At 63.0% G+C, this 26643-nt stretch carries 23 protein-coding genes; 10 read left to right on the forward strand and 13 right to left on the reverse strand.

Annotated elements, in window-relative coordinates:
* Window positions 1-51: 51 nt before the first annotated feature.
* Entirely contained in the window at window positions 52-765 is a 714-nt protein-coding gene (locus F6X37_RS06070; protein WP_262419816.1) for an ATP-binding cassette domain-containing protein, read from the reverse strand.
* Window positions 766-1054: 289 nt separating this feature from the next.
* Between F6X37_RS06070 and doeA the strand changes: the two genes are divergently transcribed.
* The 9 genes from doeA to F6X37_RS06115 all read left to right on the forward strand — a co-directional run bounded on the left by doeA (window position 1055) and on the right by F6X37_RS06115 (window position 6837).
* A complete protein-coding gene (gene doeA / locus F6X37_RS06075) occupies window positions 1055-2275 on the forward strand; it encodes an ectoine hydrolase DoeA (protein WP_187610658.1) in 1221 nt (406 codons plus the stop codon).
* Between the two features lie 65 nt (window positions 2276-2340).
* Complete coding sequence (locus F6X37_RS06080; RefSeq protein ID WP_187610659.1) at window positions 2341-3432, forward strand: alcohol dehydrogenase family protein; 1092 nt, start codon at window positions 2341-2343, stop codon at window positions 3430-3432.
* Window positions 3433-3624: 192 nt separating this feature from the next.
* Complete coding sequence (locus F6X37_RS36700; RefSeq protein WP_262413556.1) at window positions 3625-3984, forward strand: hypothetical protein; 360 nt, start codon at window positions 3625-3627, stop codon at window positions 3982-3984.
* The gene (locus F6X37_RS06090) at window positions 3984-4487 is read left to right on the forward strand and encodes a DUF4123 domain-containing protein (protein WP_184040040.1); all 504 of its coding nucleotides are present in this window, start codon (window positions 3984-3986) and stop codon (window positions 4485-4487) included. The genes F6X37_RS36700 and F6X37_RS06090 overlap by 1 nt, the downstream gene beginning before the upstream one ends.
* A complete protein-coding gene (locus F6X37_RS06095; RefSeq protein WP_184056866.1) occupies window positions 4474-4818 on the forward strand; it encodes a hypothetical protein in 345 nt (114 codons plus the stop codon). Before F6X37_RS06090 ends, F6X37_RS06095 begins: the two co-directional genes overlap by 14 nt.
* The gene (locus F6X37_RS06100) at window positions 4818-5441 is read left to right on the forward strand and encodes a restriction endonuclease fold toxin 5 domain-containing protein (protein WP_262413558.1); all 624 of its coding nucleotides are present in this window, start codon (window positions 4818-4820) and stop codon (window positions 5439-5441) included. Before F6X37_RS06095 ends, F6X37_RS06100 begins: the two co-directional genes overlap by 1 nt.
* 7 nt (window positions 5442-5448) lie before the next feature.
* Window positions 5449-6180, forward strand: a complete 732-nt coding sequence (locus tag F6X37_RS06105) for an immunity 52 family protein (RefSeq protein WP_187610660.1) — start codon at window positions 5449-5451, stop codon at window positions 6178-6180.
* Between the two features lie 136 nt (window positions 6181-6316).
* A complete protein-coding gene (locus F6X37_RS06110; protein ID WP_184055003.1) occupies window positions 6317-6592 on the forward strand; it encodes a hypothetical protein in 276 nt (91 codons plus the stop codon).
* The gene (locus F6X37_RS06115; protein ID WP_184040027.1) at window positions 6592-6837 is read left to right on the forward strand and encodes a hypothetical protein; all 246 of its coding nucleotides are present in this window, start codon (window positions 6592-6594) and stop codon (window positions 6835-6837) included. The genes F6X37_RS06110 and F6X37_RS06115 overlap by 1 nt, the downstream gene beginning before the upstream one ends.
* Before the next feature lie 278 nt (window positions 6838-7115).
* Here the strand turns inward: F6X37_RS06115 and F6X37_RS06120 are convergent, their stop codons facing one another.
* From F6X37_RS06120 to F6X37_RS06150, 7 genes are all read right to left on the reverse strand, one after another.
* Window positions 7116-8513, reverse strand: coding sequence for an aspartate aminotransferase family protein (locus tag F6X37_RS06120; RefSeq protein ID WP_187610661.1), 1398 nt, complete (start codon window positions 8511-8513; stop codon window positions 7116-7118).
* Window positions 8514-8557: 44 nt separating this feature from the next.
* Complete coding sequence (locus F6X37_RS06125) at window positions 8558-10081, reverse strand: NAD-dependent succinate-semialdehyde dehydrogenase (protein WP_187610662.1); 1524 nt, start codon at window positions 10079-10081, stop codon at window positions 8558-8560.
* Window positions 10082-10247: 166 nt separating this feature from the next.
* Window positions 10248-10739, reverse strand: coding sequence for an Lrp/AsnC family transcriptional regulator (locus F6X37_RS06130; RefSeq protein ID WP_187610663.1), 492 nt, complete (start codon window positions 10737-10739; stop codon window positions 10248-10250).
* Window positions 10740-10746: 7 nt separating this feature from the next.
* Window positions 10747-11790: a N(2)-acetyl-L-2,4-diaminobutanoate deacetylase DoeB gene (doeB, locus tag F6X37_RS06135; RefSeq protein WP_187610664.1), complete on the reverse strand. Its 1044-nt coding sequence runs from the start codon at window positions 11788-11790 to the stop codon at window positions 10747-10749.
* A gap of 53 nt (window positions 11791-11843) precedes the next feature.
* Window positions 11844-12848, reverse strand: coding sequence for a cyclodeaminase (locus F6X37_RS06140; RefSeq protein WP_187610665.1), 1005 nt, complete (start codon window positions 12846-12848; stop codon window positions 11844-11846).
* On the reverse strand, window positions 12845-13891 hold the full coding sequence (gene eutB / locus F6X37_RS06145) for a hydroxyectoine utilization dehydratase EutB (RefSeq protein WP_187610666.1): 1047 nt from the start codon (window positions 13889-13891) through the stop codon (window positions 12845-12847). Before eutB ends, F6X37_RS06140 begins: the two co-directional genes overlap by 4 nt.
* Window positions 13892-14074: 183 nt before the next feature.
* Complete coding sequence (locus tag F6X37_RS06150) at window positions 14075-15472, reverse strand: PLP-dependent aminotransferase family protein (protein ID WP_090810280.1); 1398 nt, start codon at window positions 15470-15472, stop codon at window positions 14075-14077.
* Window positions 15473-15915: 443 nt separating this feature from the next.
* On the opposite strand from F6X37_RS06150, the gene F6X37_RS06155 reads away from it, so the two are divergent.
* Window positions 15916-17292, forward strand: a complete 1377-nt coding sequence (locus tag F6X37_RS06155; protein WP_187610667.1) for a PQQ-dependent sugar dehydrogenase — start codon at window positions 15916-15918, stop codon at window positions 17290-17292.
* Between the two features lie 20 nt (window positions 17293-17312).
* On the opposite strand, the gene F6X37_RS06160 is transcribed toward F6X37_RS06155, so the two are convergent.
* Genes F6X37_RS06160 through F6X37_RS06180 form a run of 5 tightly spaced genes read right to left on the reverse strand, consistent with a single transcriptional unit; the run spans window position 17313 to window position 26639 of the window.
* A complete protein-coding gene (locus tag F6X37_RS06160; protein WP_187610668.1) occupies window positions 17313-17849 on the reverse strand; it encodes a chromate transporter in 537 nt (178 codons plus the stop codon).
* Window positions 17850-17893: 44 nt separating this feature from the next.
* Window positions 17894-18520 carry a chromate transporter gene (locus tag F6X37_RS06165; RefSeq protein WP_187610669.1) on the reverse strand — a complete coding sequence of 209 codons (627 nt, stop codon included), beginning with the start codon at window positions 18518-18520 and terminating at the stop codon, window positions 17894-17896.
* A 9-nt stretch (window positions 18521-18529) separates the two neighbouring features.
* A complete protein-coding gene (locus F6X37_RS06170; RefSeq protein WP_187610670.1) occupies window positions 18530-20176 on the reverse strand; it encodes an efflux transporter outer membrane subunit in 1647 nt (548 codons plus the stop codon).
* The gene (locus tag F6X37_RS06175; protein ID WP_090807720.1) at window positions 20173-23487 is read right to left on the reverse strand and encodes an efflux RND transporter permease subunit; all 3315 of its coding nucleotides are present in this window, start codon (window positions 23485-23487) and stop codon (window positions 20173-20175) included. Before F6X37_RS06175 ends, F6X37_RS06170 begins: the two co-directional genes overlap by 4 nt.
* Window positions 23484-26639 (reverse strand): efflux RND transporter permease subunit, encoded by a 3156-nt coding sequence (locus tag F6X37_RS06180; protein ID WP_187610671.1) that lies wholly within the window; start codon window positions 26637-26639, stop codon window positions 23484-23486. The genes F6X37_RS06175 and F6X37_RS06180 overlap by 4 nt, the downstream gene beginning before the upstream one ends.
* Window positions 26640-26643: the final 4 nt, after the last annotated feature.

A 26643-nucleotide genomic window follows, 5' to 3' on the forward strand; every position in this document is an offset into this window, starting at 1 on the left:
GCAACGTCGCCCGAATCCACGATACCGACGACCCGCGCCTGCAACGATGTTCTAGGACGATGCAGGCATCGGGGTTTTCCATAAAGCCTGCAACGGATGCGGTAATCCGTACGCGTGCGTCGGCGACGCGTCGCGCGCGTTCGGGAAAAACAACATGATTGGCGTCACGCAGCGCTCCCAGCGCATCAGCGACGGCAGCGTCATCAAATGACCCTGCCGTGGCCTCGCCTCGTTCTCGCCGCAAAGGTCGAGCGCGCGCCTCTCCGCCGATTCACGGCTCTCGCCCTTCGTCAGCATCGGCGCGAGCGTCACGTTGTCGAGCACGCTCTTGTGCGGAAACAGATTGAAGTGCTGAAATACCATGCCGATCTTCTCGCGCATCTTCTGCAGATGCCGTTCGTTCGCGGGCACCATCTGGCCGCCGCGCGGCATATGGAACAACTGTTCGCCGTCCACTTCGATATGGCCGCCGTCGATCGTTTCCAGCGTCATCAGGATGCGCAGGATCGTCGTCTTGCCCGATCCCGACGGACCGATCAGCGCGAGCTTCTCGCCGGGCATCACGTCGAGCAACAGTTCGTCGAGCACGGTCAGCGCGCCATATCGTTTCGTGATCCGGTCGAGCCGGATCAATGGCTTGCTCGCCGGGCTTTCGTCTCGGCGCGCCGGCGTGCTTGCGGAGGCGACCGCGCGCTCCTCGGAGGAAAGACTTGCCGGGGCGATGCCTGAAGCGCTCAACAGATCGGTGACTCGCGCCGTGTTCATATCGATTCGATCCCGTTCATCGCACGTTTAATGCGAACCAGAATACGCAGCCATATTTGCGATCCAGATTGCTCTAGAACAATTCTTTTCTACGCGCGGACAAGGGCGGCGCAGCGTGCACTGCAACAAACACGCAGCGTCCGTCGATAACGTCACGAACATTGAACTAGCACATTCAGCGGCGTTTTTTCGCGGCATTAGACTGCGGCGAGAGATACCCGTGGACGCCCCCTTCACTTGCACCGGGCGCCACTTTCCGCAACGACGTCACGCTCAGAGAGAGGGGAAGATGTCAGATACGACGCAACACGAATCGCGAATCGCGGCGCCCGTCGTGCGCCTGCCGTTCGAACGCGACGAGTACGCCGCGCGTCTTGCCAAGACGCGCAAGGCCATGCAGGCGGCCGGCATCGAACTATTGATCGTGTCGGACCCGACCAATATGGCCTGGCTCACCGGCTACGACGGCTGGTCGTTTTACGTGCATCAGTGCGTGCTGCTCGCGCTGGATGGCGAGCCGGTCTGGTTCGGCCGCGGTCAGGACGCGAACGGTGCCAAGCGCACCGTCTTTATGCAGCACGATCAGATCGTCGGCTATCCGGATCATTACGTGCAATCCACCGCGCGTCATCCGATGGACTACCTCGCGCGCGACGTGATCGCCGCACGCGGCTGGGCCAACGCGAAGATCGGCGTCGAAATGGACAACTACTATTTCAGCGCCGCCGCTTATCGCTCGCTCGTCGCGCATTTGCCGGACGCGAAATGGCAGGACGCAACCGGCCTCGTCAACTGGCAACGCGCGGTCAAATCCGCGCGCGAGATCGAGTACATGCGCGTGGCCGCGCGCATCGTCGAGAAGATGCACGCGCACATCGTCGAGCGAATCGAACCGGGTATGCGCAAGAACGACCTCGTCGCGGAGATCTACTCGGCAGGCATTACCGGCATCGATGGTTATGGCGGCGACTATCCGGCGATCGTGCCGCTGCTGCCGACCGGCGCCGACGCGGCCGCCCCGCATTTGACCTGGGACGACACGCCGTTCGCGAAGGACGCCGGCACGTTCTTCGAAATTGCCGGCTGCTTCAAGCGTTATCACTGCCCGCAGTCGCGCACCGTCTACCTGGGCAAGCCGCCGAAGCATTTCATCGAAGGCGAACGCGCGGTGGTCGAAGGGATCGAGGCCGGGCTCGCCGCGGCGAAACCCGGCAATACCTGCGAGGACATCGCCAATGCATTTTTCGCGGTGCTGCATAAATACGGCATCGAGAAGAACAGCCGCTGCGGCTATCCGATCGGCGCGAGCTATCCGCCGGACTGGGGCGAGCGCACGATGAGCCTGCGCCCTGGGGACAAGACGGTCCTCGAACCCGGCATGACGTTTCACTTCATGCCGGGCCTGTGGCTCGACGACTGGGGCCTCGAAATCACCGAGAGCATTCTGATTACGCGGACCGGCGTCGAGACCTTTTGCAGGACGCCACGTAAGCTGTTCGTCAAACCGTGATTGCGCGGGCGTCGTGCCCGCGTGAACTCGCGAAGCACGACGCCCGTTTCAACGAAAGGGGAAACATGCTTCCGAAAACGATGAAGGCCGTCGTGCTGACCGCGCACGGTGGCCTCGACAAACTGGTCTATCGCGACGACGTGCCGGTTCCCTCGTGCGCGGCTGGCGAGGTACTGATCGACGTCACCGCATGCGGTCTCAACAATACCGACGTGTGGGTCCGCCAGGGCGCCTACGGCACCGACGACGATCCGCAAGCGGTGTCGACGTGGCGACGCGGCCGCTCGACGCTGACGTTTCCGCGCATTCAGGGCGCGGATATCGTCGGACGCGTGGTCGCGGTGGGTCGCGGCGTCAGCGACGCGCGTATCGGCGAGCGCGTGATCGTCGACGCGTCGATCTACAACCGCGACGACGACAGCCTCGCCGATATCGACTACATCGGCCACGGCCGCGACGGCGGCTACGCCGAATACACGGCCGTGCCCGCGGAAAACGCGCATCGGGTCGACTGCACCTATTCCGACGCCGAACTCGCCACGTTCTGGTGCGCTTATCACACCGGCGAGCAGATGATCGAACGCGCGGCCGTCAAGCACGGCGAAACGGTGCTGATTACCGGCGCGTCCGGCGGCGTCGGCTCGGCCATCATCCAGCTATGCCGCGCGCGCGGCGCGATTCCGTATGCGGTCGTCAGCAAGGGTAAGGAAGAGGCCGTGCTAGCGCTCGGCGCGCAAGGCGCGATGCTGCGCGATAGTAGCGATTTCGTCGCGGACGCTGAACGGATGACCGAGGGCCGGCCCATCGACGTGGTTGCGGATCTGGTTGGCGGGGCGCTGTTCGGCAAGCTGCTGAACGTACTGCGGCCCGAGGGGCGATATACGACTGCGGGGGCGATCGCAGGTCCGGTCGTGCAGCTCGATCTGCGCACGATGTATCTCAAGCAGTTGCAGTTGAATGGATCGTCGCAGGGCACGCGCGGTGCGTTCAAACGCGTGCTCGACTATATTCAGAACGGTACGATCCGGCCGGTACTCGCGGCGACTTATCCGTTGTCGAAGTTTCACGACGCGCAGACGCGGTTTATGGAGAAGCGCTTTGTGGGGAATATCGTTGTGATTCCGGATCGGCATTATGGCGAGGAGGCCGCGGATTAGTTTTCGGTAACTCCCGGTGCAATCGGAACATGCGAGCCCGCCCAGCAAGGCGGGCTTTTTTTTCGCGCTTGGCAAGTACTGGAATTGTGAAAACCTGTCAAAGCGGCTTTATCTCAATTTAAAACCGTTGACCTTGTCGTGATTTTGATGGTTAATTCCTCGACTGTGTTCTGAACAATCAGCAGAGGTCAAATGGAACAACGGAAACAGGATGAAACCGGGGACAAGGAAGAGTGCCAGCTTTGCCGCATCACCTATTCAATCTACTCAAACTTCCCGACAATGCCGTCGGCAATGGCGCTGAACGCCGAAACCGGCGAGTGGTTTCCGTTCGATAGTCTGAAGTCCTGTGCAACCGGTTACGAGATGGCCGAAGCCCTGGGTTACGCATGGGCATGCGATTGTCGCGGACGCGCCCCTGATGCCGTGCAGAAAAAAGGCCCGATATCGCTCGACGGCGCAACGCCCCGGTCGGTGCTTCCGCAGTCGTCCATCTGTCTCGAATGCATGATCCACGCTGCCGGGCAAGGCGCGATGACCCTGGAGCGCTGATGATCCCCGCCTCGGTCAATGAACAGCTTCGCAAGAACGGGGAACGGCACTTCAGTGGCCACGTGCTGGCGCTGGTGGACGGTATCCAGTACCAGCAGCATACCGGCCAGCAACTGATGCCCGAAAACGATAGGACGGTTTCGCTGTTCGCGGGCACGAGCGACATGGCACTCGCACACGCGGGGCCGTGGCTGTTTGATCCGAAGACGACGCCCGATCATCTTGCGGAGCTGCGCGAACTCGAACAGGCCCGCCCTGGCGTGATCTGGCTGATCACCTCAGAGACCCTGGAAAGGCAGGCCGCAAAGCTGCGCCCACACCTGAGTATCCGAATACCGGACGGACGATCCGCCCTGCTGCGCTTCTGGGACCCCAGGGTGTTGCATGCGCTCAATGTGGTATGCCACGGTAAGAGCGAGCGCGAGCTTTTCAGGTCTGCCGACGCGTGGCACTACCTCAACGAAGGACGACGGTTCACCATCAACGACAATGGAATTTACTGAAGGACAATGGGCGCTTCTGAAAGACTACGAAGACCGTAACTATGTGGACTTTATCCGTGGTCATATCGTGCGAGACTATCCCGCGCTGGCCAATGATCCGACCTTGCGCGACCGGCTTAATGCGGCCTTCGCGCAAACCAAGGTACTCCGCTTTACGCGTGACGTGCCGATAGTCGATTTCCTGTATGCGGAAGCCACCACGCCGGGGTTTTACTCGCTTCCGGCGGTCACGGCATGGCTGCACAAATCAGGCGTTCCGGCTGAACAGCAATTCGAAATGCTGCTACAGGCGACGGGTAAAAGACAACAGGAAATGAAGGAGAAACGCTGATGGGTATTCCATTCCCGGCGACGCTCGCACGCGCAGCAAACGCAATGGCGCAGGCAATGCCTATGCCTGTTCCGGTCCCCACCACCGCACCGTCTGCTGGTCCTGCGGGCAGCAGCGGCACTGGCGCGGGTGCAGACGGCGGATGGGGCGAACTGCCGCGTGACCGGAGCCGCGAACGAGAAAGACCGTGCAAGTGCCCGCCTGAAAAGAGCGGTGAAAAAGTGCGGCGAAACCACAATATGAATCCCAAGCCGCGACGTTACCAGGCCCGCATAACAGCGTTTGAGTATGGGATAGTCGCGGACGGAAATGGCAAGGAGACCAGCCAGGGCTGGAGCATGGAGTGGAGTTGGCTCGGCACAGACTTCGATGGGTTTCAGCCCTCCCAATGTCTCTTGCAGGAAGCCAAGGGGAACTATGACCAATTTATCGGAGGGAATGATAAGCCAAAGCCGTTTTTCGCGGGCTTCAAGAAAATGGCGGACCAGATAATAGACCAAGGGGCTAAAGTGCGCGCCAATCCTCCGGCAAGGCTAATGTGGTATTTCCAGACCCCAAAGACGAGGCAATATATGCTTTCGACGCTTCGGATCGCCGGAGTGCCGTCTGTCAATCAACCTTGATTCAATCATGAATCTATTCGCACAACATCGTGATAGCGGCGCCGTTTCCTCTTCGGCCTTTGAATTTCACATTCGCCGGCTGCGACTTCTTGTTGATTTAATCTCACAAAAAGACAGCACCTTGGCTAATTGGTATATTCAAGCTGATACGATCGTGGAGGCGTTGCAGTGCAACGTCTACGAGAACAATGAGCCATCTAAGGCCGCGATTCTCGCATTGTCCAATGAATACAAAAATGTAAGTCAGAGCGCGACAAAATCGATCGGAATTTGGAATGGCACCGAATCAGAGGAAGAAGGAGCCACCGCTTACGTTTCGTTCGATGGCGGGGGGGAAATTTCCCAAATGATTGATCTGGAGATGAGTGAGAAAAATTGTCACTCATCTAGATTGGGCGATTACAAATCCGTTGCTGAAGTTATAGCGAGAACGGTAGGAATTTATGAGTCGCTTTATGTGACGTTTGGACCGCGTAAGTACGCTACTGAAGCTGTTTTCGACGACCGCCCAGGCGTAAGCTGGATGCTCTACCTGCCGCACGTTCTCACGCTGGCCCAGGTGCCAGAAGCGCGCGCCCTGATTCAGGTCATGCGCGACGGCGGACAACAAGGCACGATCATCGTAAGCGTGACGGATGAAGTCTTTGACGTGAACAACCGGGAGCATGTCAAGGCGGCAAACGATATCGAAATCCGCCTCGCCGATCAGCACCTGTTGCCGCGTTTCGTTGATCTCTGAGTCCGGCTTGCTACCCCGATGGTTTCCGCAGGATAGGCTTCGGTCGTATTCGACCGGTTACGCAATGGCCAAAGCCCTTGGTTACGCATGGGCGTGCGATTGTCGCGGGCGCGCGCAACAAGCGGACGACGTTAGCATGGCACGCTCGCAATATGGCAGCAGCCCGCGCGTGCCGCAGAATCTGGGCAATGCCCAGCCGTTCGAGTATTCTGACACGTCGACAGTCGGAGATGTGACGATCCTTGGTGCACGCGGTGTGAGCGAACGGCAAGAGATCGAGTGCGAGATGGAATATGAGCGCAATATGATCGCGTGCAAGATGCTGTCAAAAACATACGGCGGCGATTTGAGAACTCGCTTTGCGTGCGAGCAACGTGCTTTTGAAACATACAACCAGTGCAGAGGCTATTGATGGTCCGAGACCTTGCTGTCGTCTTTATCTACGACGACGACACGAATACGCTCAAAATGAGCAACGTGTCGCGTCGTGCCATTCAATCAACCCTGGATCGGGCGATGTTCCTCGATATTCCTGAAGCACCGGAAACTCCATTGGATGACGAATCGGCCCGCAAGCTTGGAGCGCTGGCACTTCGATGTCTAGGCGAAGCGCATCCGGATCTGGCCGCGCGACTGAATCTTTCCGCGCCGAAGTAGCTGTTCTTGCGATCTCAGGTCGCGCTATTTTTCGGCCTTTTCGTTCTGTCGATCCATTATGTCCACCCATACCCCTATCCGTGGACGGAAAGCGAGGCGCTCGCATGGTAGCGTGCTTCGGATGCTATATTTCGTAGTGTGGATGACTATTGAATTGATCGTGGCAACGCTTGCCTACGTGACGATCGTCAAGCTATGGCGCCACTACCGCACGAAGCAAATAAAAACCCCGACCGCATGACAAGACAGCAGCCGGGGTTCTCTTTCACCTCACTTGATCAAAGCGAAGCAGCCGGCGCAAACACCTGCGACGCCACCTCATCCACCGCCTCGCGTGTCAGCTTCACGATCTCGTCCACGTCGCCGCGCGACGTCACCAGCGGCGGCGCGAAGCCGAGAATGTCGCCGTGCGGCATCGCCCGCGCGATCAGTCCGCGCTGCATCGCGGCAGCCGACACACGCGGCCCGACCTTCAGCGCCGCATCGAACGGCGTGCGGACATCCTTGTCGGCCATGAACTCCAGCGCGGCCAGCATGCCCACGCCGCGCACTTCGCCGACGAGCGGATGCGAGTCGAACGCCGCATGCAATTGCGCCAGCAGATAAGCGCCAGTCTGCGCCGCATTCTGCATCAGGTTCTCGCGTTCGAGAATCTCGAGGTTGGCGAGCGCCGCCGCCGCGCAGATCGGATGGCCCGAATAGGTCCAGCCATGCCCCAACGCACCCGATTCCTGCGATGCCTTATCGATCACGTCCCATACGCCTTCGCTGACGATCACGCCGGACAGCGGCGCGTAAGCACTCGTCAAACCCTTCGCGACAGTGATCAGATCGGGTTGAATGCCGTAGTGCTGCGCACCCATCTTCGAGCCGAGCCGGCCGAAACCGCACACCACTTCGTCGCAGATCAACAGGATGTCGTGCTTCTTCAGCACCTGCTGGATCGCGGGCCAGTAACCGGCCGGCGGCGGTACGATGCCGCCCGTGCCCATCACCGGTTCGCCGATGAAGGCCGCGATCGTATCGGCGCCTTCGCGCGCGATCAGTTTTTCGAGTTCGTCGACGCAGTACGCGACGAACTGCGTTTCGTTCATGCCGGCCGGCGCGCGACGATACCAGTGCGGACACACGGTATGCTTGACGCGTTCGATCGGCAGATCGAAGAACTGATGGAAGCTCGGCAGACCGGTCAGACTACCGGTGACGATGCCCGAGCCGTGATAGCCGCGCTCGCGCGAAATGATCTTCTTCTTGTTCGGCCGGCCCTTCACGTTGTTGTAGTACCAAACGAGCTTGATCTGCGTTTCGTTCGCGTCCGAGCCGGACATGCCGTAGTACACCTTCTTCATGCCTTGCGGCGACCAGTCGATGATGCGCGACGACAGCTCGATGATCGTATCGGTCGAGTGGCCGACATACGTGTGGTAATACGCGAGCTTCTTAGCCTGCTCGTAAATCGCTTCGGCCACTTCGGTGCGGCCGTAGCCGATGTTCACGCAATAAAGGCCGGCAAATGCATCGATAAAAGTCTTGCCTTGATGGTCCTCGATGCGGATACCTTTCGCGCCGGTCACGATCCGGCCCGGCAGCGCGCCGCTCGTGTGATCGTGCGCGTGCGTCGACGGATGCATGAAGTGCGCGCGATCGGCGCTCAGCAGTTGATCGAATTGAGTCATGGGTCGCTCCTTCGTGTGATGTCTGGATGAATGAATCGGTAGGTTCAGGCCATTGCGTCCGTCGCCATCGCATGTGCAGCGGCACGAGCGGGGGCGCTGTCGCTGACCGGCAAGCCAAGCTGGCCAAGGCAGAAATAACGTGTCTCGACGAACGGCTCGAAGCCTTCGACGCCGCCTTCGCGTCCAAGCCCCGACGACTTGATGCCGCCGAACGGAATCGGTGCGCCGGTGAATTTCGCGCCGTTGATGGACACCATCGCGAAGTCGAGTCGGCGGATCAGTTGAAACACGGTGTTCAGATCTTTCGCGCACACGTAGGCGGCGAGTCCATACTCGGTGTCGTTCGCGCGTTCGACCACTTCGTCGAGCGAATCGAACGGCGTGACCGCCGAGATCGGCGCGAAATTTTCTTCGTCGTAAATGCGCATGCCGGGCGCCGCATCGGCGACCACGGTCGGCTCGAAGAACCAGCCGCCGCGCTCGTGCGCCGCACCGCCTACCGTGACGCGCGCACCCTTCTCACGCGCGTCGGCGACGCGCTGCACGGTCGTGTCGAACGCGGCCTGGTGCATCAGCGGGCCGACGTCCACGTTCGGGTCGAATGCGCCCCCCACTTTCAACGCCTTCACGGCATCGCTATATCGCGCGACGAACGCTTCATACAACGAACGCGCGACGAAGATCCGGTTTGCCGCGCAACAGTCCTGGCCCGAGGTCTGGAACTTCGCCGCGACCGCGACGCGCACGGCCTGTTCGAGGTCCGCATCTTCGGTCACGATGAAAGGCGCGTTGCCGCCCAGTTCGAGCGCGGTCTTCTTGATGCCTGCCCGCGCGGCCGTTTGCATCACTAGGGCGCCGACACGCGTCGAGCCGGTGAAGCTGACCGAGCGCACGCGGCTATCTGAAACCAGTGTTTCCATCGCCATTTGCGGCTCGCCGAGCACGACGTTGAACACGCCGGCCGGAAAGCCCGCTTCTTCGGCGAGTTGCGCGAGCGCGAGCGCGGAGAACGGCGTCTCGTGTGCGGGCTTCGCGACCACCGTGCAACCGGCGGCGAGCGCGGCAGCGGCCTTGCGGGTGAGCATCGCGCACGGGAAATTCCACGGCGTGATCAGCGCGGCCACGCCGACCGGCTCGATGATCGTGCCCAGATGAGCGCCATCGATATGGGTCGGAATCGTGCGCCCATTCAGGCGCCGCACCTCATGCGCGAACCATTCGACGAAGCTCGCGCCATACGCAATTTCGCCGCGCGCTTCAGCAAGCGGCTTGCCCTGTTCGAGCGACAGAATCGCGGCGAGATCCTGCTGATGACGCAGAATCAGTTCATGCCAGCGCAACAGCAGCGCCGAGCGTTTGGCGACCGGCACCCAGCGCCACGCGTCGAACGCGCGCTGCGCGGCATCGACCGCGGCGGTGATCTGCGCCGCGTCGAGCATCGGCACATGGCCGAGCACTTCCTGATTCGCGGGATTCTGCACCGCGACGCTCGCGGCGCTCGCGCTATGAACCCAGCGTCCATCCACGTAGCACAGCGATTTGAATAAGACCGGATGACCCAGCAACATGACGACCTCCTGTGTGCGATGTCTGCTATCACTGTAGGTCCGGCGGCACTGCGGTTTTTTTTGTTGTCGCTTCTCGAAGGCTACGTTTTTTCTGCAATTCGCCACATGGTTATCGTTTTTTCGGGTGGGGCTTTTCGTCGTAAGTCGATCGCAAGTAGCGCGCCACTCAGCCGTTCTCGCCAATCGACTGCTCCGCCCATTCGGGCAAGCCTTCGGCCCCGCTTTTCACCACCTTCGTGACGATATACGTGAAGTACTTTTCGATGCCCAATTCGTCGGTGAGCAACGTATCGATGAAGCGCTGATAGTGGTCGATATCGCGTGACAGCACCTGCATCACATAGTCGACACCGCCACCCGTCGCGAGGCATTGCACGACTTCGGGCGCGGCCGCGATGCGCTCCTCGAAGCGCCGCATGTCCGGCGCGGTATGACGCGCGAGCGTGACCTCGACCACCACGCGGCTGCCTTTGAACGCGCGCACCCAATCGATATCCGCGCGATACCCGCGAATCACGCCCTCTTCTTCGAGGCGCTTCACGCGCTCCCATGCCGGCGAAATCGACAGATTGATTTCTTCGGCGAGGCGCGACTTCGTGATGCGTCCATCGCTCGCGAGAATGCGCAAAATCGCGAGATCGTAGCGGTCGAATTTCATCGCGTGTTCAGACCGTTACCGGTATGCCCCGTTCGAGCACGTCGGCGACCACCGCAACCGTGTCGCCAATCCGCACGAGCCCCGGAAAATGCCGCGCGGCCAGCATGCCGCCGCGTCGCGCGCGATATTCGATCGGCGCGGCGCCGGTGCGCTTCGCGTCGTAAATCCGCGCGATCACCTCGCCGCCGTCGACCATGTCGCCGAGGTCCTTGCACAGTTCGAGCAGGCCATCGTGCTCGCTCGTCGTGTAGCAGGTGCCGTCGGGCATATCGAGCAGCGTCGTCGTGCGCGGAGCGCTCGCCCTCGCGCTCGAGTGACCCATTGCTTCGTCTTGCCTGATGATTCCCGCATGCTGCAGAAAGCCGCGCACACCGCGCTCCGTAATCGCCACGCTGTGCACGCTCGCCGTGCCGCCCCCCCCGAGTTCGGTCGACACGAACACCTTGCCCGCTTCCTCGACGGCCGTGTCGTAAAGGCCGACGCTATCGAGTTCTAGCATCCGCATCGAGTACGGCGCGCCGAATGCGCGCATCGCTGCCTCGCAGCGCGCCTGCTGCGTCGCGTCGGGCAGCACGTGAATCGCGGCGAACGGCACGAAGTCGAGCGTGCGGCCACCCGCGTGCAGATCGAGCACATAGTCGGCGAGCGGCAGCAGATAGCGCTGAAAATAATCGGCGATCTTCTCGGTCACGTTGCCGTCCGGCTTGCCCGGAAAGCTGCGATTCAGATTGCCGTGATCGATCGGCGACGTGCGCGTGCCCGCGCGAAACGCCGGAAAATTCATGAACGGCACGATGATCACGCGCCCGCGTACGTCACTCGCCTTCAACGTGGCGGCGAGCTTCGACAGCGCAATCGGCCCTTCGTATTCGTCACCGTGATTGCCGCCCGTTAGCAGCGCGGTCGGTCCCTCGCCGTTGCGGATCACGGTGATGGGGATCATCTCCGCGCCCCATGCGGAGACGTCGTGCGAATGAGGCAGTTTCAGGAAACCGTGCTGTTCGCCGTCGGCGTTGAAATCGACCGTCGGTTGAATCGGGGATGCCCGCATCTGTGCTACTCCTTCGTGAGCCGCTTGCGCGGCGTATTGCCGTTCATCGCGCGTCATTTAAGCGGCGCGTCGTTGCCAAATGTGGTTCCCGCCTTCCCGGCACGCGCGCGCTGCAATGCGAGCGCGGCGATAGCGGTGTCCTGCGCGCCGGTTCCGGTCAGATCGCAGATCGTCACGTCGGCGTCGCTCGTGCGGCCCGCGGCCTGTTTCGCGATCACCTGGCCCAATTCGACGATCGCCGCATCGTCACGCATCGTGCCCGCGGCGAGCGCGTGATGCAGTTCGCCGAGCACGCGCGTTTGCTGCGCGCGGTCGCACACGTAGCGCGCCGCCGCCAGCGCGGCCGGCGCGATTTCGTTCTTGTGCTCGGCGTCCGAGCCCATCGCGGTGATGTGCAGGCCCGGATGCAGATCGGCGGCGTCGATCAGCGGCGTGCGGCTCGGCGTGGTGGTAATCGCGACGTCCGCTTCGGCGAGCGCGTCATGAACGCTGGCCGCGACATCGCATCGCACGCCGAGCGTGTCGTTCACTTCCGCGGAGAAACGCAGCGCGCTCGCCGCGTCGCGCGCCCAGACGCGTGTGTGTTCGACGCGGCGCACCAGCATCAAGGCCCGCAGTTGCAGACGCGCCTGCTCGCCCGCGCCGATCACTGCGACCTGCGGCGTGTGCGCTTTCGCGAGCCAGCGCGCCGCGACCGCGCCGGCGGCCGCCGTGCGTATCGCGGTCAGATATCCGTTGTCGAGCAGCACCGCTTCGGTCAGCCCGGTCTTCGCCGACAACACCAGCATCAGACCATTCAGGCTCGGCAGACCGAGCGACGGGTTGTCGAAGAAACCTGGACTGACCTTGATCGCGAAGCTGTCGAGGCGCGGCAGCCACGCGGTCTTCACGTCGACTTCGCCGTTATGCGCGGGCAGATCGAGCCGCAGGATCGGCGGCATCGCGACCGCCTCGGTCGCGAGCGCGACAAAGGCGGCTTCGATCTGATCGATGGCCGCGAGATCGAGCGGCACGAGTTTGCGAAGCTCGGCTTCGCCAAGGAGCGTGATCGAGGTCATGACGGGGTGTGTGAGTTCGGTGACGGCGCGGCTTGCGAGGATTCGTTGCCGATGATCCGCCGATGCAGATTCATATCGATGTTCGCGCCCGTCACGACGAGCACGAGCGGCCCGCGCGCGATGCGTTCAGCGGGCAGCGCGCGATCGAGCACCGCGGCAATCCCCACCGCCGCCGCGCCTTCGACGACGAGCCGTTCCTGCCGATACGCATGCGCGATGCCGCGCGCGATCGACGCCTCGTCGAGCAGCACCGTCTCGTCGATCAGATCGCGCGTCAGCGCATACGTATAGCGGTTTTCGAGTCCGATGCCACCGCCGAGCGAATCGGCGAGCGTGTCGACTTCCTCGACCAGCACCGGCCGTCCGGCCGCGAGACTCGCATGCATCGCGGCGCCGCGCGCCATCGTGACGCCTGTCAAGCCAATCGCGGGATTGGTGCTTTTCGCCGCGAGCGCGATGCCGGCAAACAGCCCGCCGCCCGACAACGGCACGACGATGTTCGCGACATCGGGCAAGGCCTCGACGATTTCGAGCCCGATCGTGCCCTGTCCGGCGATCACGCGCGGATCGTCGAATGGCGGCACGTACGCATAGCCTTCTTCGCGCGCGAGCCGCAATGCTTCGTGCTCGGCCTCGTCCTGACTTTGGCCGGTAATGCGCACGTGCGCGCCGAGCGCCCGTACCGCGTCGACCTTGTTGGCGGGCACGAGGCGCGACAGACACACGGTCGCGTCCATACCGAGCGCGCGCGCCGCATGCGCGAGCGCGCGGCCATGATTACCGGTCGATGCGGTCACCACGCGAGTACAGCCCTGCTCGGCCAACTGCGCCAGCGCATTAGTCGCGCCGCGCAGCTTGAAGCTGCCGGTCGGCTGCACGGTTTCGAGTTTCAGATAAACCGGCGTGCCCGCGTGCGCCGACAGGCTCGGCGATTCGACGAGCGGCGTACGGCATACGCGACCGTCGATACGGCTGCGCGCGCGGTAAATGTCGGCTAACGAAAGATTGGCTGACAATGGAACGGTTGACGATGGAACGGACATGCACCAGGCCCTGCATCAAAGAGGTCGATTCGCTATTCGATGCGGGCACGGCTATCGCAGATAAACGCAGTGACTCGCGACCGCATCGCTTTCCATGCAGCCCAGTCTAGTGTTCTAAAAAAGGATTTTTATTGTCCTAGTTCATTTCGGTCAGCGCGTTACGCAATTCGCGCACCGGCGCGATCAGGTGAAATCGTGCACCTGCGGGTACTGCTCGAACACGTCGCGCATCGTTTCGAGCGCGGCTTTATAGGTGTCTTCGCTGACCTCGGCGCCGACGCAAACCCGCACCGCGTTGGGCCGGTCGGCGTCGCGCACGAGAAACGGATCGGGCGACGTCACTGCGATGTCGCGGTTGCGCAGTTCGCGCACCAGCCGATCGGTGCGCCAGTGATCAGGCACCCGCAGCCACGCCGAAAGCGCCTGCGGATGCGCGCCCAGGACATATTTACCGAGCGTCTGCTGCAATTGCGACTGACGCCGCCCGAGCCGCTCGCGCTGAATTTCGACGAGCCGCGCGGCCGTGCCGTCGACAACCCAGCGCGCGGCGACCTCGGCCATCGGCGGCGTCGCCATCCAACTGCTCACGCGCAGCACGCTCTCGGCGCGCAGCGCAAGCCGGCGCGGCGTCGTCATATAACCGATGCGCAAGCCGGCCATCACCGACTTCGTAAAACTCGTGCAGTAGAACGAAAGATCTGGAATCAGGCTCGAAATGGGCGTGGAATGTTTGGCCGGCAACGGCCCGTACACGTCGTCCTCGATCACGTATACGCCATAGCGTTCGGCGATTTTCGCAATCGCGCGACGCCGCGAATCGGGCATCAACGCGACGGTCGGATTGTTCAGCGTCGGTGTGCAGACGAGCGCCGAGATGCGCTCGCTGTCGCACATCTCCTCGAAATGCTCGGGGTGAATGCCGTACTCGTCGATCTCGAGGCCCTTCAGCGTGAAGCCGAGCACGTTGGCCGAACCTATCACGCCGTGATCCGTCAGGCTTTCGCACAGCACGGTGTCGCCCGGCCCCACCAGCGAAGCGAGCGCGAGAAAAATGCCGTGGGCGGCGCCGTTCGTGACGAGCAGCGTATCGGCCGAAGCCGGCATGCCGAGCGACGCGAGCCATGCAATACCCGCCTGACGATGATGCTCGAAGCCCGCGATCGGCCGGAACGCGCGAATCCACGGCTGATCGTCGAGCGTCGACAGCGTCGCGCAGACCTTGCGCCACATCGCGTCATGCTCGGACGTGTGAATGATGCGCGCGATCGAAAAGTCGACCACCGAACGCTCGGCCGTATCGAGCATGTAGCTCGACATCGTTTCGGTGACGCGCGCCGCGACGAAGCTGCCGCGCCCGACCTCGCAGCGGATCAGGCCTTGCCGCTCCAGTTCCTTGTACGCGTTGGTCACGGTCTGCACGCTGATCGCGAGTTCGGCGGCGACGTCGCGCTGCGGCGGCAGGCGCGCGCCCGGCGGCAGCGACGTGTTCTCGATGTCGCCGGCAATCGCCTTGACCAGTCGCTTGTATTTCGATTCCACGCCGTGCACCGCGCGCACGGCCTCGCGCCACTGCTCGATCACCGCTGCTCCTATGTCGTGGTGGATGCAGGCTCCGTGAGGAGTCGGCGTCGTCTCGCTTGATCTCCCATAGTGCGGCAGAAACGGGGGAGGAAATTAATGTCCTAGGGCATTTAACGCGAAAAAATGTGGGGCAGGATCTCGCCAAGCGGCGCCATCCAAGGATGACGGTTGAACGAGGCCACCTATTCCAGCGTCGCCAGTTCAACATGGAAAACGCGTGAGTGGACGTTATGCGGCTTGCGCGAGGTGGCGTGCGGCGGCAGAGAATTGGCCACCATTCGCGGGTGTGAGTCCTATCATTCAACCATTCACAATTCGCGAATCGCAATGCACATACAGCGGTCGATGCTCCGGTCGTACGTCTGCTGGTGTTTTTGTATTCAACTCGCGAACAGGAGGATAAGGTGTCGCCCCGTGTTTTCTGGCGGGCAACTCAGACCCGCGTGATCGTCATACTGGCAGCGCTGCTGGGGTTGGCATGTTTCGCCGATCCGGCGCACGCCAATCCTCCCAGCAACCCTGGTGTACCGACCTCCGTCGCCATTGGGCAATCGGTCATATGTCAGCCCGTCTCCACGACCAGGCCGCAGCCGGTGCTTCCAAAGGGATTTACAGAGCGGATTTTATACAGCGGTTGTCTCAATCAGCCGACGGCAATCAGTTTCAACGCAAGCCAGACCAGGGTCTTCATCGCCGAAAAAGGCGGCAGGGTTTGGAATTGCGACCTGGCGACGCCTACCTGTACGTTGATTGCCGACCTCAGCAATGAAGTCTGCAACGATGTCGACCGGGGACTTCTCGGGATTGCGGTCGATCCTCGGAACGACCGCAAAATTTACGTGCTTTACACGACGCCTCCAACTACAGGGGCCTGTAGCGGAAACGTTCTGACTCACGGCCAGCTTTCGCTGCTGACAACGGCGGGAGCGGGCACCACCGAAACGAAGATCCTCCCTCCCGCAGGGTCAGGCAATCAAACGTGGTGTTTTTTCTACACGTCTCACAGTATTGGCGGACTAGTCTTCGGAGTTGACAACAGAACGCTGTACGTTAGCGCTGGCGACGGCGCGAGCTTCGATCAGGTGGACTACGGACAGTTGGATACCGCGTGCGGCGATGGCACGAATCTGCCGCAGGGCGCGTTTCGCAGTCAAGGCGTGTCTCCATATAGGGACGGCGCTGTTCTCCGGATCACGAACCCGGGTTCGACAACTCAAAGCGTTGCCCTGGTTGCGCAAGGCTTACGCAATCCGTTCCGGTTCGCCCGCCTGCCTGGTAGTACGGACGAGCTGTATATCGGCAATGTGGGCTGGAACAGTTGGGAGGCAATCGATCATGTCACTGTCGACGGCCAAGACTTCGGCTGGCCGTGCTACGAAGGATGGAGCCCTGGCGCCAACTTCGCTGCGGCTCCCGAGCCCGACTATCAAAACACGGGCTACTGCGGAAAGTTCGCGGGTGCCACGGCGCCGTTTTATGCGTACGCTCACACGAGCTACATTTCAGCCGATGACAGTCGTGGAAGAACCTGCGGCGGCAAGCGGAACGGCGGAGGGCCGGACCAGAACGGCAGTGTCATCTCTGCGATCGGGTTTACCGACGATACGAGCACAACCTACCCCGCTCAATTCAAAAACGCACTGTACTTTGGTGATCTTCTGCGGCAATGCATCTGGACCATGCAACCTCCGAACAATGTGCCCCAGACTTTCGCAAGGGGTCTGCAGGGAGGACCGGTGGATCTGAAGGCGGGCCAGAATGGCGACCTGTTCTACGTGGATCTCGTGACCAGTACGATCAGGCGAATTACACACAACTAGGAAGCAGTACCGGTGGCGCGCTACAGCAACCCCGCAAAATGCGCCACCACAAACACAACCGCGCCGCCCGCGATCAGCACCAACGCATTGATACGCGTCGTCATCACGAGCACGGTCGCGATGGCCGCGGTGAGCCACGCAATCCACCCGCCTTCGAGCTCCTTGAGCAGTACATAGACGGCCGCGAGAATCAACCCGGCAGCCACCGGCCGCAACCCGGCCTGCAACGCATTCAGCCAGCGCGCGCCTTCGTGCCGGTTCCATACGTGCACGACGCCATACATCAGAAACGCAGTCGGCCCAAATAGCGCGACGGTCGCGACGAGCGCGCCACCGAGTCCGCCGACCTGATAGCCAATCAGCGTCGCGAGCAGCGAGCCAGGACCGGGCGCGAGCCGCGCGATCGCGAAGTCGCTGAGAAATTGCGCATGGGTCATCCAGTGATGCACGTCGACGACCTGGCGCTGCAATTCGGGGATGATCCCTTGCCCGCCACCGACGGTGACGATCGACAGCGGCGCGAACACCGAAAACAGGGCGATAAGAATTCTGAACACGGCAGAAGCTTTTGTGGAGTTTGACTAGCGGCGATAAAAGCCGATCAGGGCTGGCGCGCCTCGCGCACGTATTCATAGCCGACGCTCAACGCGCCGGCGATCAGCACGGTCCACACCAGCGACACGCGAAACACCGCGGCGGCCACGAACGTCGCGAGCAGCACCAGATACGGAAACACGCGGCGCGGCAGCCGGCGTGCGGCGGTGATCGCCATCGACAGCGACAGCCCGATCGCGCCGGCCGCGGCGCCAGCGAGCGCGATATGCGTGAGCGGAAACGATGCGATCGCCGAGAAGAACGCGCCGAGCAGAATGATCACGACGGCCGCCGGAAAAATGATGCCGCAGAATCCCGCAACAGCGCCGCGCCAGCCGAGCAGCCGGTAGCCGATCCAGATCGCCAGATTCTTCACGTTGACACCGGGCAGCGCCTGCGACAACGCGAGGCCGTTGAGAAATTCGTCCTCGCTCATCCAGTGGCGGTCGTGCACGAACTCGCGCATGAACCAGCCGCTCAGTCCGCCGCCGAAACTCGTCAGACCGATGCGGGCGAAGATCAGAAAGAGGCCGAGCGAGGTCACTTCGCGCGGCGGTGGTGCGTGGTGTGGCGCGTCGTCTTCGGGTGTCGATACCGGGTCGCTGACGTCTTGCCCGTGGATGCCTTTGGCCAATGCTCGTCCTTAGTCGTTTCGATCGTGCCGCACTTGCCGCGCGCCCGGCATGATAGCCGCAGACGTCGCCGATGACGTCGCCGATGACGTAGCCGATGAAGCAGACGCAGCCGAAGGCGAGGAAGAGGAAGAAGGTGCCGAGGCAGCCGAAGAAGCCGCCGCCGGATGCCGCGGATCATGCAGCTCATCGGTCGACCACCCGCCGCCCAGATCGCCAAACAACGACGCCGCGTGCAGCAAGCGCGATTCCTGCACGTTCAGCGCGGTCTGCCGCGTCGTCAATTGCGTCGCTTGCGCAATCGCGACCGTCGTGTAATCGACGGTGCCCGCCTGGTATTCGTTGAACGCGATCTCCGCGCCACGGTCCGCGTCGCGCACCGCCGTTTCGAGCACGAGCGCCTGCTCGGCGAGAATGCGCAGGCCGGACAGATCGTCCTCGACGTTCTGGAACGCGCCCAGCACCGTGCCGCGATAGTTGGCAACGGCCGAGTCGTAGGCCGCCTTCGCCGCGTCGACATCCGCGCTGCGCAGGCCGCCGTCGAACAGCGTCTCGGTCGCGCTGCCGCCGAGCGACCACACGTAGTTCGCGGCCTTCAGCAGACCGGACAGCGGCGACTGTGTGAATCCGGCCACGGCCGACAGCGAGATGTCCGGGTAATACGCGGCCACCTCGACGCCGATCGCCGCATTCTGCGCGGCCATCTTGCGCTCGGCGGCGGCGATGTCGGGGCGGCGTTCGAGCAGCGTCGACGGCAGGCCGACCGGCGCCGACGGCAGCGCCGGCATCGCGGTGCTATGCGTGATCGACAGCTCTTCCGGGTTCTTGCCGACCAGCACCGCGATCGCATGCGCGTTCTGCGCGCGCGCGACGCCGAGCGCGATCAGATCGGACTTCGCGGTATTCAACTGGCTGCGCGCGGTGATCACGTCGCTCGGCGCAATCGTGCCCGCGCGATCCTGCTCGGTGACGACGTCGAGATAGTGCTGATACGCGACGACCGTTTGCTGCAGCAGGTCGATGTTCGCGTCGCTGGTGCGTAGCTCGATGATCGCGGTCGCGAGCGCGACCTGCTCGGAGAGCGTCGCATTCGCGAGCGTCGCTTCGCTCGACTGCGCGCTCGCGGCGTTTTCCTCGACGGTGCGGCGCACCTGGCCCCACAGATCCGGCGCCCAGCTCACGTTGCCTTCCAGCGAGCCCGAATTGACGATGCGCGTCGCCGTACCGTTGACGAAGCTTCCCGATGCACTGACCGAACCGCTGCTCGCGCGTTCGCGCGTCGCCGAACCGGTAGCGCCGATGGTCGGAAACAGGGCCGCGTGCGCGGCGCGCACTTCGGCGAGCGCTTGCTGGTAGTTCGCGTAGTCCACGCGCACGGTCTGGTTCGACACCGCGACGAGCGGTTCGAGTTCGTCGATCAACGGATCGTTGAACGCGCTCCACCATGTGCCCTTCGGGCCGGTCGCGTTCGGCTCGGCCTGGGTCCAGCCCGGCAGTTCCGAGTACGTGGCGGGCACGCTGACCTGCGGCCGGTGATAGTCCGGGCCGACCATGCAGCCGGCGTTGAACAGCGCCAGCAGCGCGACGGCGAGCGTCGCGATGCTCGGCAACCCGGCGCGAGATCCTGTCATTCGTTCAGTCGAAATCTTCATCGTCATGCCTTCGTATCCGCTTGTCCCGGCTTCGCGTCGCGGTTCCAGCGCAGCCCCGCGGACCATCTGACCAGCCGTGCACGCAGACGGTCGAGATACAGATAAATCACCGGCGTCGTATAGAGCGTAAACATCTGGCTCAGGATCAGCCCGCCCATCACCGTGATACCGAGCGGCTGACGCAGCGAGCCGCCCTGGCCCATGCCGACCGCGAGCGGCACCGCGCCGAGCACGGCCGCGAATGTCGTCATCATGATCGGCCGCAGCCGGATCAGCGCGGCCGCGTGGATTGCGTCGCGCGCGGGCATCTGTTGCTGGCGCTGCAACTGGATCGCGACGTCGACCATCATGATGCCGTTCTTCTTGACGATACCGATCAGCAGGATGATGCCGATCATCGCGATCACCGAAAACGGCGTGCCGAAGATCAGCAGCGCGAGCGTCGCGCCGATGCCCGCGGATGGCAGCGTCGACAGAATCGTCAGCGGGTGGATCGAGCTCTCGTACAGCACGCCGAGCACGATGTAGACGACGCCGAGCGCCGCGAGAATCAGCAGCGGCACCACGCCCATCGACTGCGAATAGGCCGCCGCCGCGCCTGCGAACGAGCCGTGGATGCTCGCGGGCATGCCGATCTCGCGGATCGTTTCGTTGATCGCCGCGCCCGCCTGGCTCAGCGACCCGCCGGCCGGCAGGTTGAACGAGATCGTCGCGGCGACGAGCCCGCTCTGGTGGTTCACCTGCGTCGACGTATGGCTGTTCCTATACGAGGTCAGCACCGACAGCGGCACCATCGTTTCGGCAGCCGTGCTGTCCGCGCTACCGGTCGAACTGCCGCCCTTGCTGTTGGCGATGCTGTTGTTGGTCGCGTTCGACTGCGCGTCCGAGTTGCGCGAGTTCGTGTTCGACGACGTGCCGGTCGTGGTCGCGGTAGTCGTTGCCGATACCGTGCCGTGCGGCATCTGTGTCGCGGCCGTGCCGGTCGGATTGCCGGCGGACGTGCTCAGATAGATCCGGTTCAGCGTCTCTGGATACTGCCAGTACTCAGGCGCGACCTCCATCACGACGAAGTACTGGTTCAGCGGGTTGTAGATCGTCGACACGGTGCGCTGGCCGAACGCGTCGTACAGCACGTTGTCGATCTGATTCGCCGCAAAGCCGTAGCGCGCGGCGGTCGCGCGATTGATCGTCAGGTAGCTCTGCAGGCCGTTCTGCTGCAAGTCGGAGTTCACGTCGAGCAGCCGCCCGCGCTGCTTCGACAACGCGGCGACGAGCTTCGGCGTCCACGCAAACAGCGCGGCGGAATCGTCGCTCGTCAGCGTGTACTGGTACTCGGCCGCCGATTGCCGCCCGCCGATGCGCAAATCCTGCTGCGCCTGCAGAAAGAGCCGCGCGCCCGACACTTCGTCGAGCTTCGGCCGCAGCCGGTTGACGACCTGGGTGGCCGTTGCGTGCCGCTGCGACAGCGGCTTCAGCTCGATGAACACATTGGCGGTATTGAGCGCGCGCCCGCCGGTAAAGCCCGCGACGGACTGCACCGCCGGATCCCTTTGCACGATCGACTGCAACTGCGCGAGCTTCTTCTGCATCGCCGTGAACGAAATGCTCTGGTCGGCGATGATCTGCCCGATCACGATGCCGGTGTCCTGCTCGGGGAAGAAGGTGGCCGGCACCAGCTTCAGCATGAACACGTTGCCGACCAGCAGCGCGAACAGCAACAGGATCACCAGCAGCGAATGATCGAGCACGGCCATCAGCGTGCGTGCGTAGACGTGCTTGAAGCGATCGAACTGCCGCTCGATCCACCGCGCCCAACGCGCTTTCGAATGACCTGCGTTGTCGCGGCTCAGCACGTACGCGCACATCGCGGGCGTGACCGTCAACGAGATCACCAGCGAAATCAGGATCGCGATCGACAGCGTGATCGCGAACTCATGGAACATCAGTCCGACGATGCCCGGAAACAGGATGATCGGCAGAAACACCGCGATCAGCGACAGGCTCATCGAGATCACCGTGAAGCCGACTTCGCCCGCACCCTTCAGCGCGGCCTCTTTCGGACTCAACCCCTGCTCGATGTATCGCACGACGTTTTCGAGCACGACGACCGCGTCGTCGACGACGAAGCCGGTGCCGATGGTCAGCGCCATCAGCGACAGATTGTCGATGCTATAGCCGAGCAGATACATCGGCCCAAAGGTACCGACGATCGACAGCGGCAACGCGACCGCCGGCACCAGCGTCGCGCGCGGCGACTGCAGGAAGATGAACACGACGCCGACCACCAGCAGCACCGCGATGAACAGCGTGCGCTCGGTATCGCTGACCGACGAGGTGACCGACTGCGAACGATCGATCGCGACATCGACGTGCACGTTGCTCGGCAACGTCGCTTCGATCGCGGGCAGCACGTTGCGTATCTGCTGCACGGTGCTGACCACGTTGCTGCCCGGCATCGGATAGACGATCACGAGAATCGCCGACTTGCCGTTGAAGAGCCCCGCGTTGCGGATGTTTTCGTTCGAGTCGCGCACCTGGGCGACGTCGCGCAACTGCACCGGCGCGCCGTCGCGATACGCGACCACCAGATCGCGATACGGCGCCGCGTGCGTGATCTGATCGTTCGAGGTGACCACGTAGCGCTGATCGCCGACGTCGATATGCCCCTTCGCGCTGTCGGCATTGGCCGCACTGATCGCCGCGCGCACGTCTTCCATGCCGATCCCGTAGCTATTGAGCTTGCCCGGCTGCAACTCGACGCGCACGCTCGGCAACGCGCCGCCGCCGAGCGTGATCTGGCCGACGCCCTGCACCTGCGACAACTGCTGCTGGATCACTGAATCGGCGGAGTCGTAGAGCTGCGCTTTGGTCAGCGTGTCCGAGGTCAGCGACAGCACCATGATCGGCGCCTCGGCCGGGTTGTACTGGCGGTAGCTCGGATTGCTGCGCAGCGTGGTGGGCAGATCGGCGCGCGCGGCCTGGATCGCCGCCTCGACGTCGCGCGCGGCGCCGTTGATGTCGCGCTTCAGGCCGAACTCGACGATGATCAACGACGAGCCGACATAGCTGATCGAGGTCAGCTCCGCGACGTCGGCGATGGTTGCGAGCCGCCGCTCGAGCGGCTCGGCCACCGTCGACGCCATGATATTCGGGCTCGCGCCGGCCATGTTGGCCTGCACGACGATCACCGGAAACGCGATGTTCGGCAGCGGCGCGACCGGCATGCGGAAATACGCGAGCGTGCCGGAGATCAGGATCGCGATCGCGAGCAGCGTCGTCGCGACCGGCCGCCGGATGAAGATCGCCGGGATGTTCACCGCGTACCCTCCGCGCCGCCTTCCGGCGGACGCCCGCCCGGCTCGTCGCCGCCGTTGCGCTTAGCGCGCTCGGCGCGCCAGCGGTTCACGCGCGTGGCCATACGGTCGAAGAACAGATAGATCACCGGCGTCGTGAACAGCGTCAGCACCTGGCTCAGCGTCAGGCCGCCGATGATCGCGAGACCGAGCGGCCGGCGCAGTTCCGAACCGGTGCCGGTGCCGAGCAGCATCGGCAGTGCGCCGAGCATCGCGGCGAACGTCGTCATCAGGATCGGCCGGAAACGCAGCAGCGACGCCTCGAAGATCGCATCGCGCGGCGCCTTGCCATGATTGCGTTCGGCATCGAGCGCGAAGTCGACCATCATGATCGCGTTCTTCTTGACGATGCCGATCAAGAGCACGATGCCGATGATGCCGATCACGTCGAGATCCATACCCGCGAGCATCAGCGAGAGCAGCGCGCCGATACCGGCCGACGGCAGTGTCGACAGGATCGTGACCGGATGGATGAAGCTCTCGTACAGCACGCCGAGCACGATATACACGGCAACGAGCGCCGCGATCAGCAGATAGACCTCGCTGGAGAGCGAATCCTCGAACGCCGCGGTCGCGCCTTGCAGCGACGACGTGATCGACGGCGGCAGCTCGATCGACTGCTCGGCCTGGTGAATCTCCTTGACCGCGGTGCTCAACGATGCGCCCTTCGCGAGATTGAACGACACCGTCACCGACGGAAACTGCGCGAGATGGCTGATCACGAGCGGCGCCTTCGCGATCTGGATCTTCGCGATGCCGGAAAGCGGCACCTGACCCGTGCTGCTGGTCTGGCTCGGCAGATACAGATTGCCGATCGACTGCACGGTCGGCATCGTTTCCGGCTTCGCGACCAGAATCACGCGGTACTGGGCCGACTGCTCGAAGATCGTCGACACGATGCGCTGGCCGAGCGCGTCGTACAACGCGTTGTCGATCGTCGCGGGCGTGATGCCGAAGCGCGCGGCCAGTTGCCGGTTCACTTCGACGTTCACGCTGAGGCCGTCGCTATTGAGATCGCTCTGCACGTCCGACAGCGACGGAATCTGCTTCAGGCGCGCGACGAGTTCCGGCACGTACTTCTGGAACGCCTGCTGGCTCGGTCCGCGCAACACGAAGCTGTACTGGTTCGGCGACACGGTCGTGTCGAGCGTCAGGTCCTGCGCAGGCTGCATGAACAGCTTCACGCCGGGCACGTGCGCGACTTCCTGCGCGAGCCGGCGCGCGATTTCCTGGGCGGTGTCCGAGCGCTGGTCGCGCTCGCGCAGATTGATCAGGAAGCGACCGTTGTTCAGCGTCGCATTGGTGCCGTCGATGCCCACGTACGACGTCAGCGAGACCACGTCCGGGTCTTTCAGGACCGCCTCGGCGAGCGCGCTCTGGCGCTGCACCATCGCCGCGTACGACACCGAGTTGTCGGCGACACTGATGCCCTGGATCACGCCGACGTCCTGCACCGGAAACAGTCCCTTCGGAATCACCACATACAGGATGCCGGTCAGCACCACGGTGGCGATCGCGACCATCAGCGTCAGCGTCTGATGATCGAGCACCCAGCGCAGGCCGCGCTCGTAGGCGGCGAGCGTCTTGTCGAACAGGCCCTCGCTGATGCGCTCGAAGCGGCTCGGATGGCGCTCGGCCTGCGCGCGCAGCATCCGCGCGCACAGCATCGGCACCACCGTCAGCGACACGACCGCCGAAATCACGATCGTGACCGCGAGCGTCACCGCGAACTCGCTGAACAGCCGCCCGATCACGCCGCCCATGAACAACAGCGGAATCAGCACCGCGATCAGCGAAATAGTCAGCGACAGAATCGTGAAGCCGATCTGCCCCGCGCCTTCGAGGGCGGCTTCGAGCGGCGCCATGCCCTCCTCCAGATAGCGCACGATGTTCTCGATCATCACGATCGAGTCGTCGACCACGAAGCCGGTCGCGATGATCAACGCCATCAGCGACAAGTTGTCGATCGAGTAGTTGAGCTGGTACATCACCGCGAGCGTGCCGATCAGCGAGACCGGCACCGAGATGCTCGGAATCAGCGTGGCGGGCACGTTGCGCAGGAACACGAAGATCACCGCGACGACCAGCACGATCGCGAGAATCAGTTCGAACGCGGCGTCCGCGACCGACGCGCGGATCACGCCGGTGCTGTCCGACACCACGGTCACTTTCATGCCGGCCGGCAGCGTCGATTCGAGCTGCGGCAGCTCCTTCATGATCTGGTTGACCGTCTGGATCACGTTCGCGCCCGGCTGGCGCTGCACGTTCAGCACGATCGCGGGCGAGCCGTTGTACCAGGCGCCGCGCTCGACGTCCTGGGCGGCCTGGCTTACGCGCGCGACGTCGCGCATGAATACGGGCGAGCCGTTCTGGTAGGCGATTACGGTGTCGAGGTAGTCCTTCGGATCGGTGATCTGATCATTGCCGTTGATCGTGTAGTCGAGATCGGGGCCGTCGAAATTGCCCTTCGGCTGGCTCACGTTCACATAGCTGAGCAGCGTGCGCAGATCGTCGATGTTCAGACCATAGGCGGCGAGCTTGTGCGGGTCGGCTTCGACGCGGATCGCGGGCACGTTGCCGCCGCTCGTCGTCACGACGCCGACGCCCGCCACTTCCGAGATCTTCGTGCCGAGGCGGTTGTTCGCGACGTCCTCCAGTTGCGTCAGCGACATCGACTTCGAGGTGACCGCGAGCGTCAGAATGGGCTGGTCGGCGGGATTGACCTTTGCGTAGGTCGGCGGCGCCGGCAAGCCAGACGGCAGATAGCTGTTCGCCGCGTTGATCGCCTGCTGCACGTTCTGCTCGGCGATGTCGAGGTTCAGCGACAGATCGAACTGCAACGTGATCACCGACGCCCCGTCCGAACTGTACGAGGTCATCTGCTGCAGGCCCGGAATCTCGCCGAGCTGCACCTCGAGCGGCGCGGTCACGGTGGTCGCCATCACCGTCGGGCTCGCGCCCGGATAAAAGGTCTGCACCTGAATCGTCGGATAGTCGACGTTCGGCAGCGACGACACCGGCAGCACGCGCATCGCGATCAGACCGACGAGCACGAGCGCGATCATCAGCAGCAGCGTCGCGACCGGGCGAAGAATGAACAGGCGGGAAATGTTCATCGGC

It is taken from the genome of Paraburkholderia sp. 31.1, from assembly GCF_014397645.1.
Taxonomy (GTDB): Bacteria; Pseudomonadota; Gammaproteobacteria; order Burkholderiales; family Burkholderiaceae; genus Paraburkholderia; species Paraburkholderia tuberum.

Excerpts from the sequence above, each read along its gene's own strand:
- F6X37_RS06070 (WP_262419816.1), bottom strand. The coding sequence starts at position 765 with ATGAACACGGCGCGAGTCACCGATCTGTTGAGCGCTTCAGGCATCGCC.
- doeA (WP_187610658.1), top strand. The coding sequence starts at position 1,055 with ATGTCAGATACGACGCAACACGAATCGCGAATCGCGGCGCCCGTCGTG.
- F6X37_RS06080 (WP_187610659.1), top strand. The coding sequence starts at position 2,341 with ATGCTTCCGAAAACGATGAAGGCCGTCGTGCTGACCGCGCACGGTGGC.
- F6X37_RS36700 (WP_262413556.1), top strand. The coding sequence starts at position 3,625 with ATGGAACAACGGAAACAGGATGAAACCGGGGACAAGGAAGAGTGCCAG.
- F6X37_RS06090 (WP_184040040.1), top strand. The coding sequence starts at position 3,984 with ATGATCCCCGCCTCGGTCAATGAACAGCTTCGCAAGAACGGGGAACGG.
- F6X37_RS06095 (WP_184056866.1), top strand. The coding sequence starts at position 4,474 with ATGGAATTTACTGAAGGACAATGGGCGCTTCTGAAAGACTACGAAGAC.
- F6X37_RS06100 (WP_262413558.1), top strand. The coding sequence starts at position 4,818 with ATGGGTATTCCATTCCCGGCGACGCTCGCACGCGCAGCAAACGCAATG.
- F6X37_RS06105 (WP_187610660.1), top strand. The coding sequence starts at position 5,449 with ATGAATCTATTCGCACAACATCGTGATAGCGGCGCCGTTTCCTCTTCG.
- F6X37_RS06110 (WP_184055003.1), top strand. The coding sequence starts at position 6,317 with ATGGCACGCTCGCAATATGGCAGCAGCCCGCGCGTGCCGCAGAATCTG.
- F6X37_RS06115 (WP_184040027.1), top strand. The coding sequence starts at position 6,592 with ATGGTCCGAGACCTTGCTGTCGTCTTTATCTACGACGACGACACGAAT.
- F6X37_RS06120 (WP_187610661.1), bottom strand. The coding sequence starts at position 8,513 with ATGACTCAATTCGATCAACTGCTGAGCGCCGATCGCGCGCACTTCATG.
- F6X37_RS06125 (WP_187610662.1), bottom strand. The coding sequence starts at position 10,081 with ATGTTGCTGGGTCATCCGGTCTTATTCAAATCGCTGTGCTACGTGGAT.
- F6X37_RS06130 (WP_187610663.1), bottom strand. The coding sequence starts at position 10,739 with ATGAAATTCGACCGCTACGATCTCGCGATTTTGCGCATTCTCGCGAGC.
- doeB (WP_187610664.1), bottom strand. The coding sequence starts at position 11,790 with ATGCGGGCATCCCCGATTCAACCGACGGTCGATTTCAACGCCGACGGC.
- F6X37_RS06140 (WP_187610665.1), bottom strand. The coding sequence starts at position 12,848 with ATGACCTCGATCACGCTCCTTGGCGAAGCCGAGCTTCGCAAACTCGTG.
- eutB (WP_187610666.1), bottom strand. The coding sequence starts at position 13,891 with ATGTCCGTTCCATCGTCAACCGTTCCATTGTCAGCCAATCTTTCGTTA.
- F6X37_RS06170 (WP_187610670.1), bottom strand. The coding sequence starts at position 20,176 with ATGACGATGAAGATTTCGACTGAACGAATGACAGGATCTCGCGCCGGG.
- F6X37_RS06180 (WP_187610671.1), bottom strand. The coding sequence starts at position 26,639 with ATGAACATTTCCCGCCTGTTCATTCTTCGCCCGGTCGCGACGCTGCTG.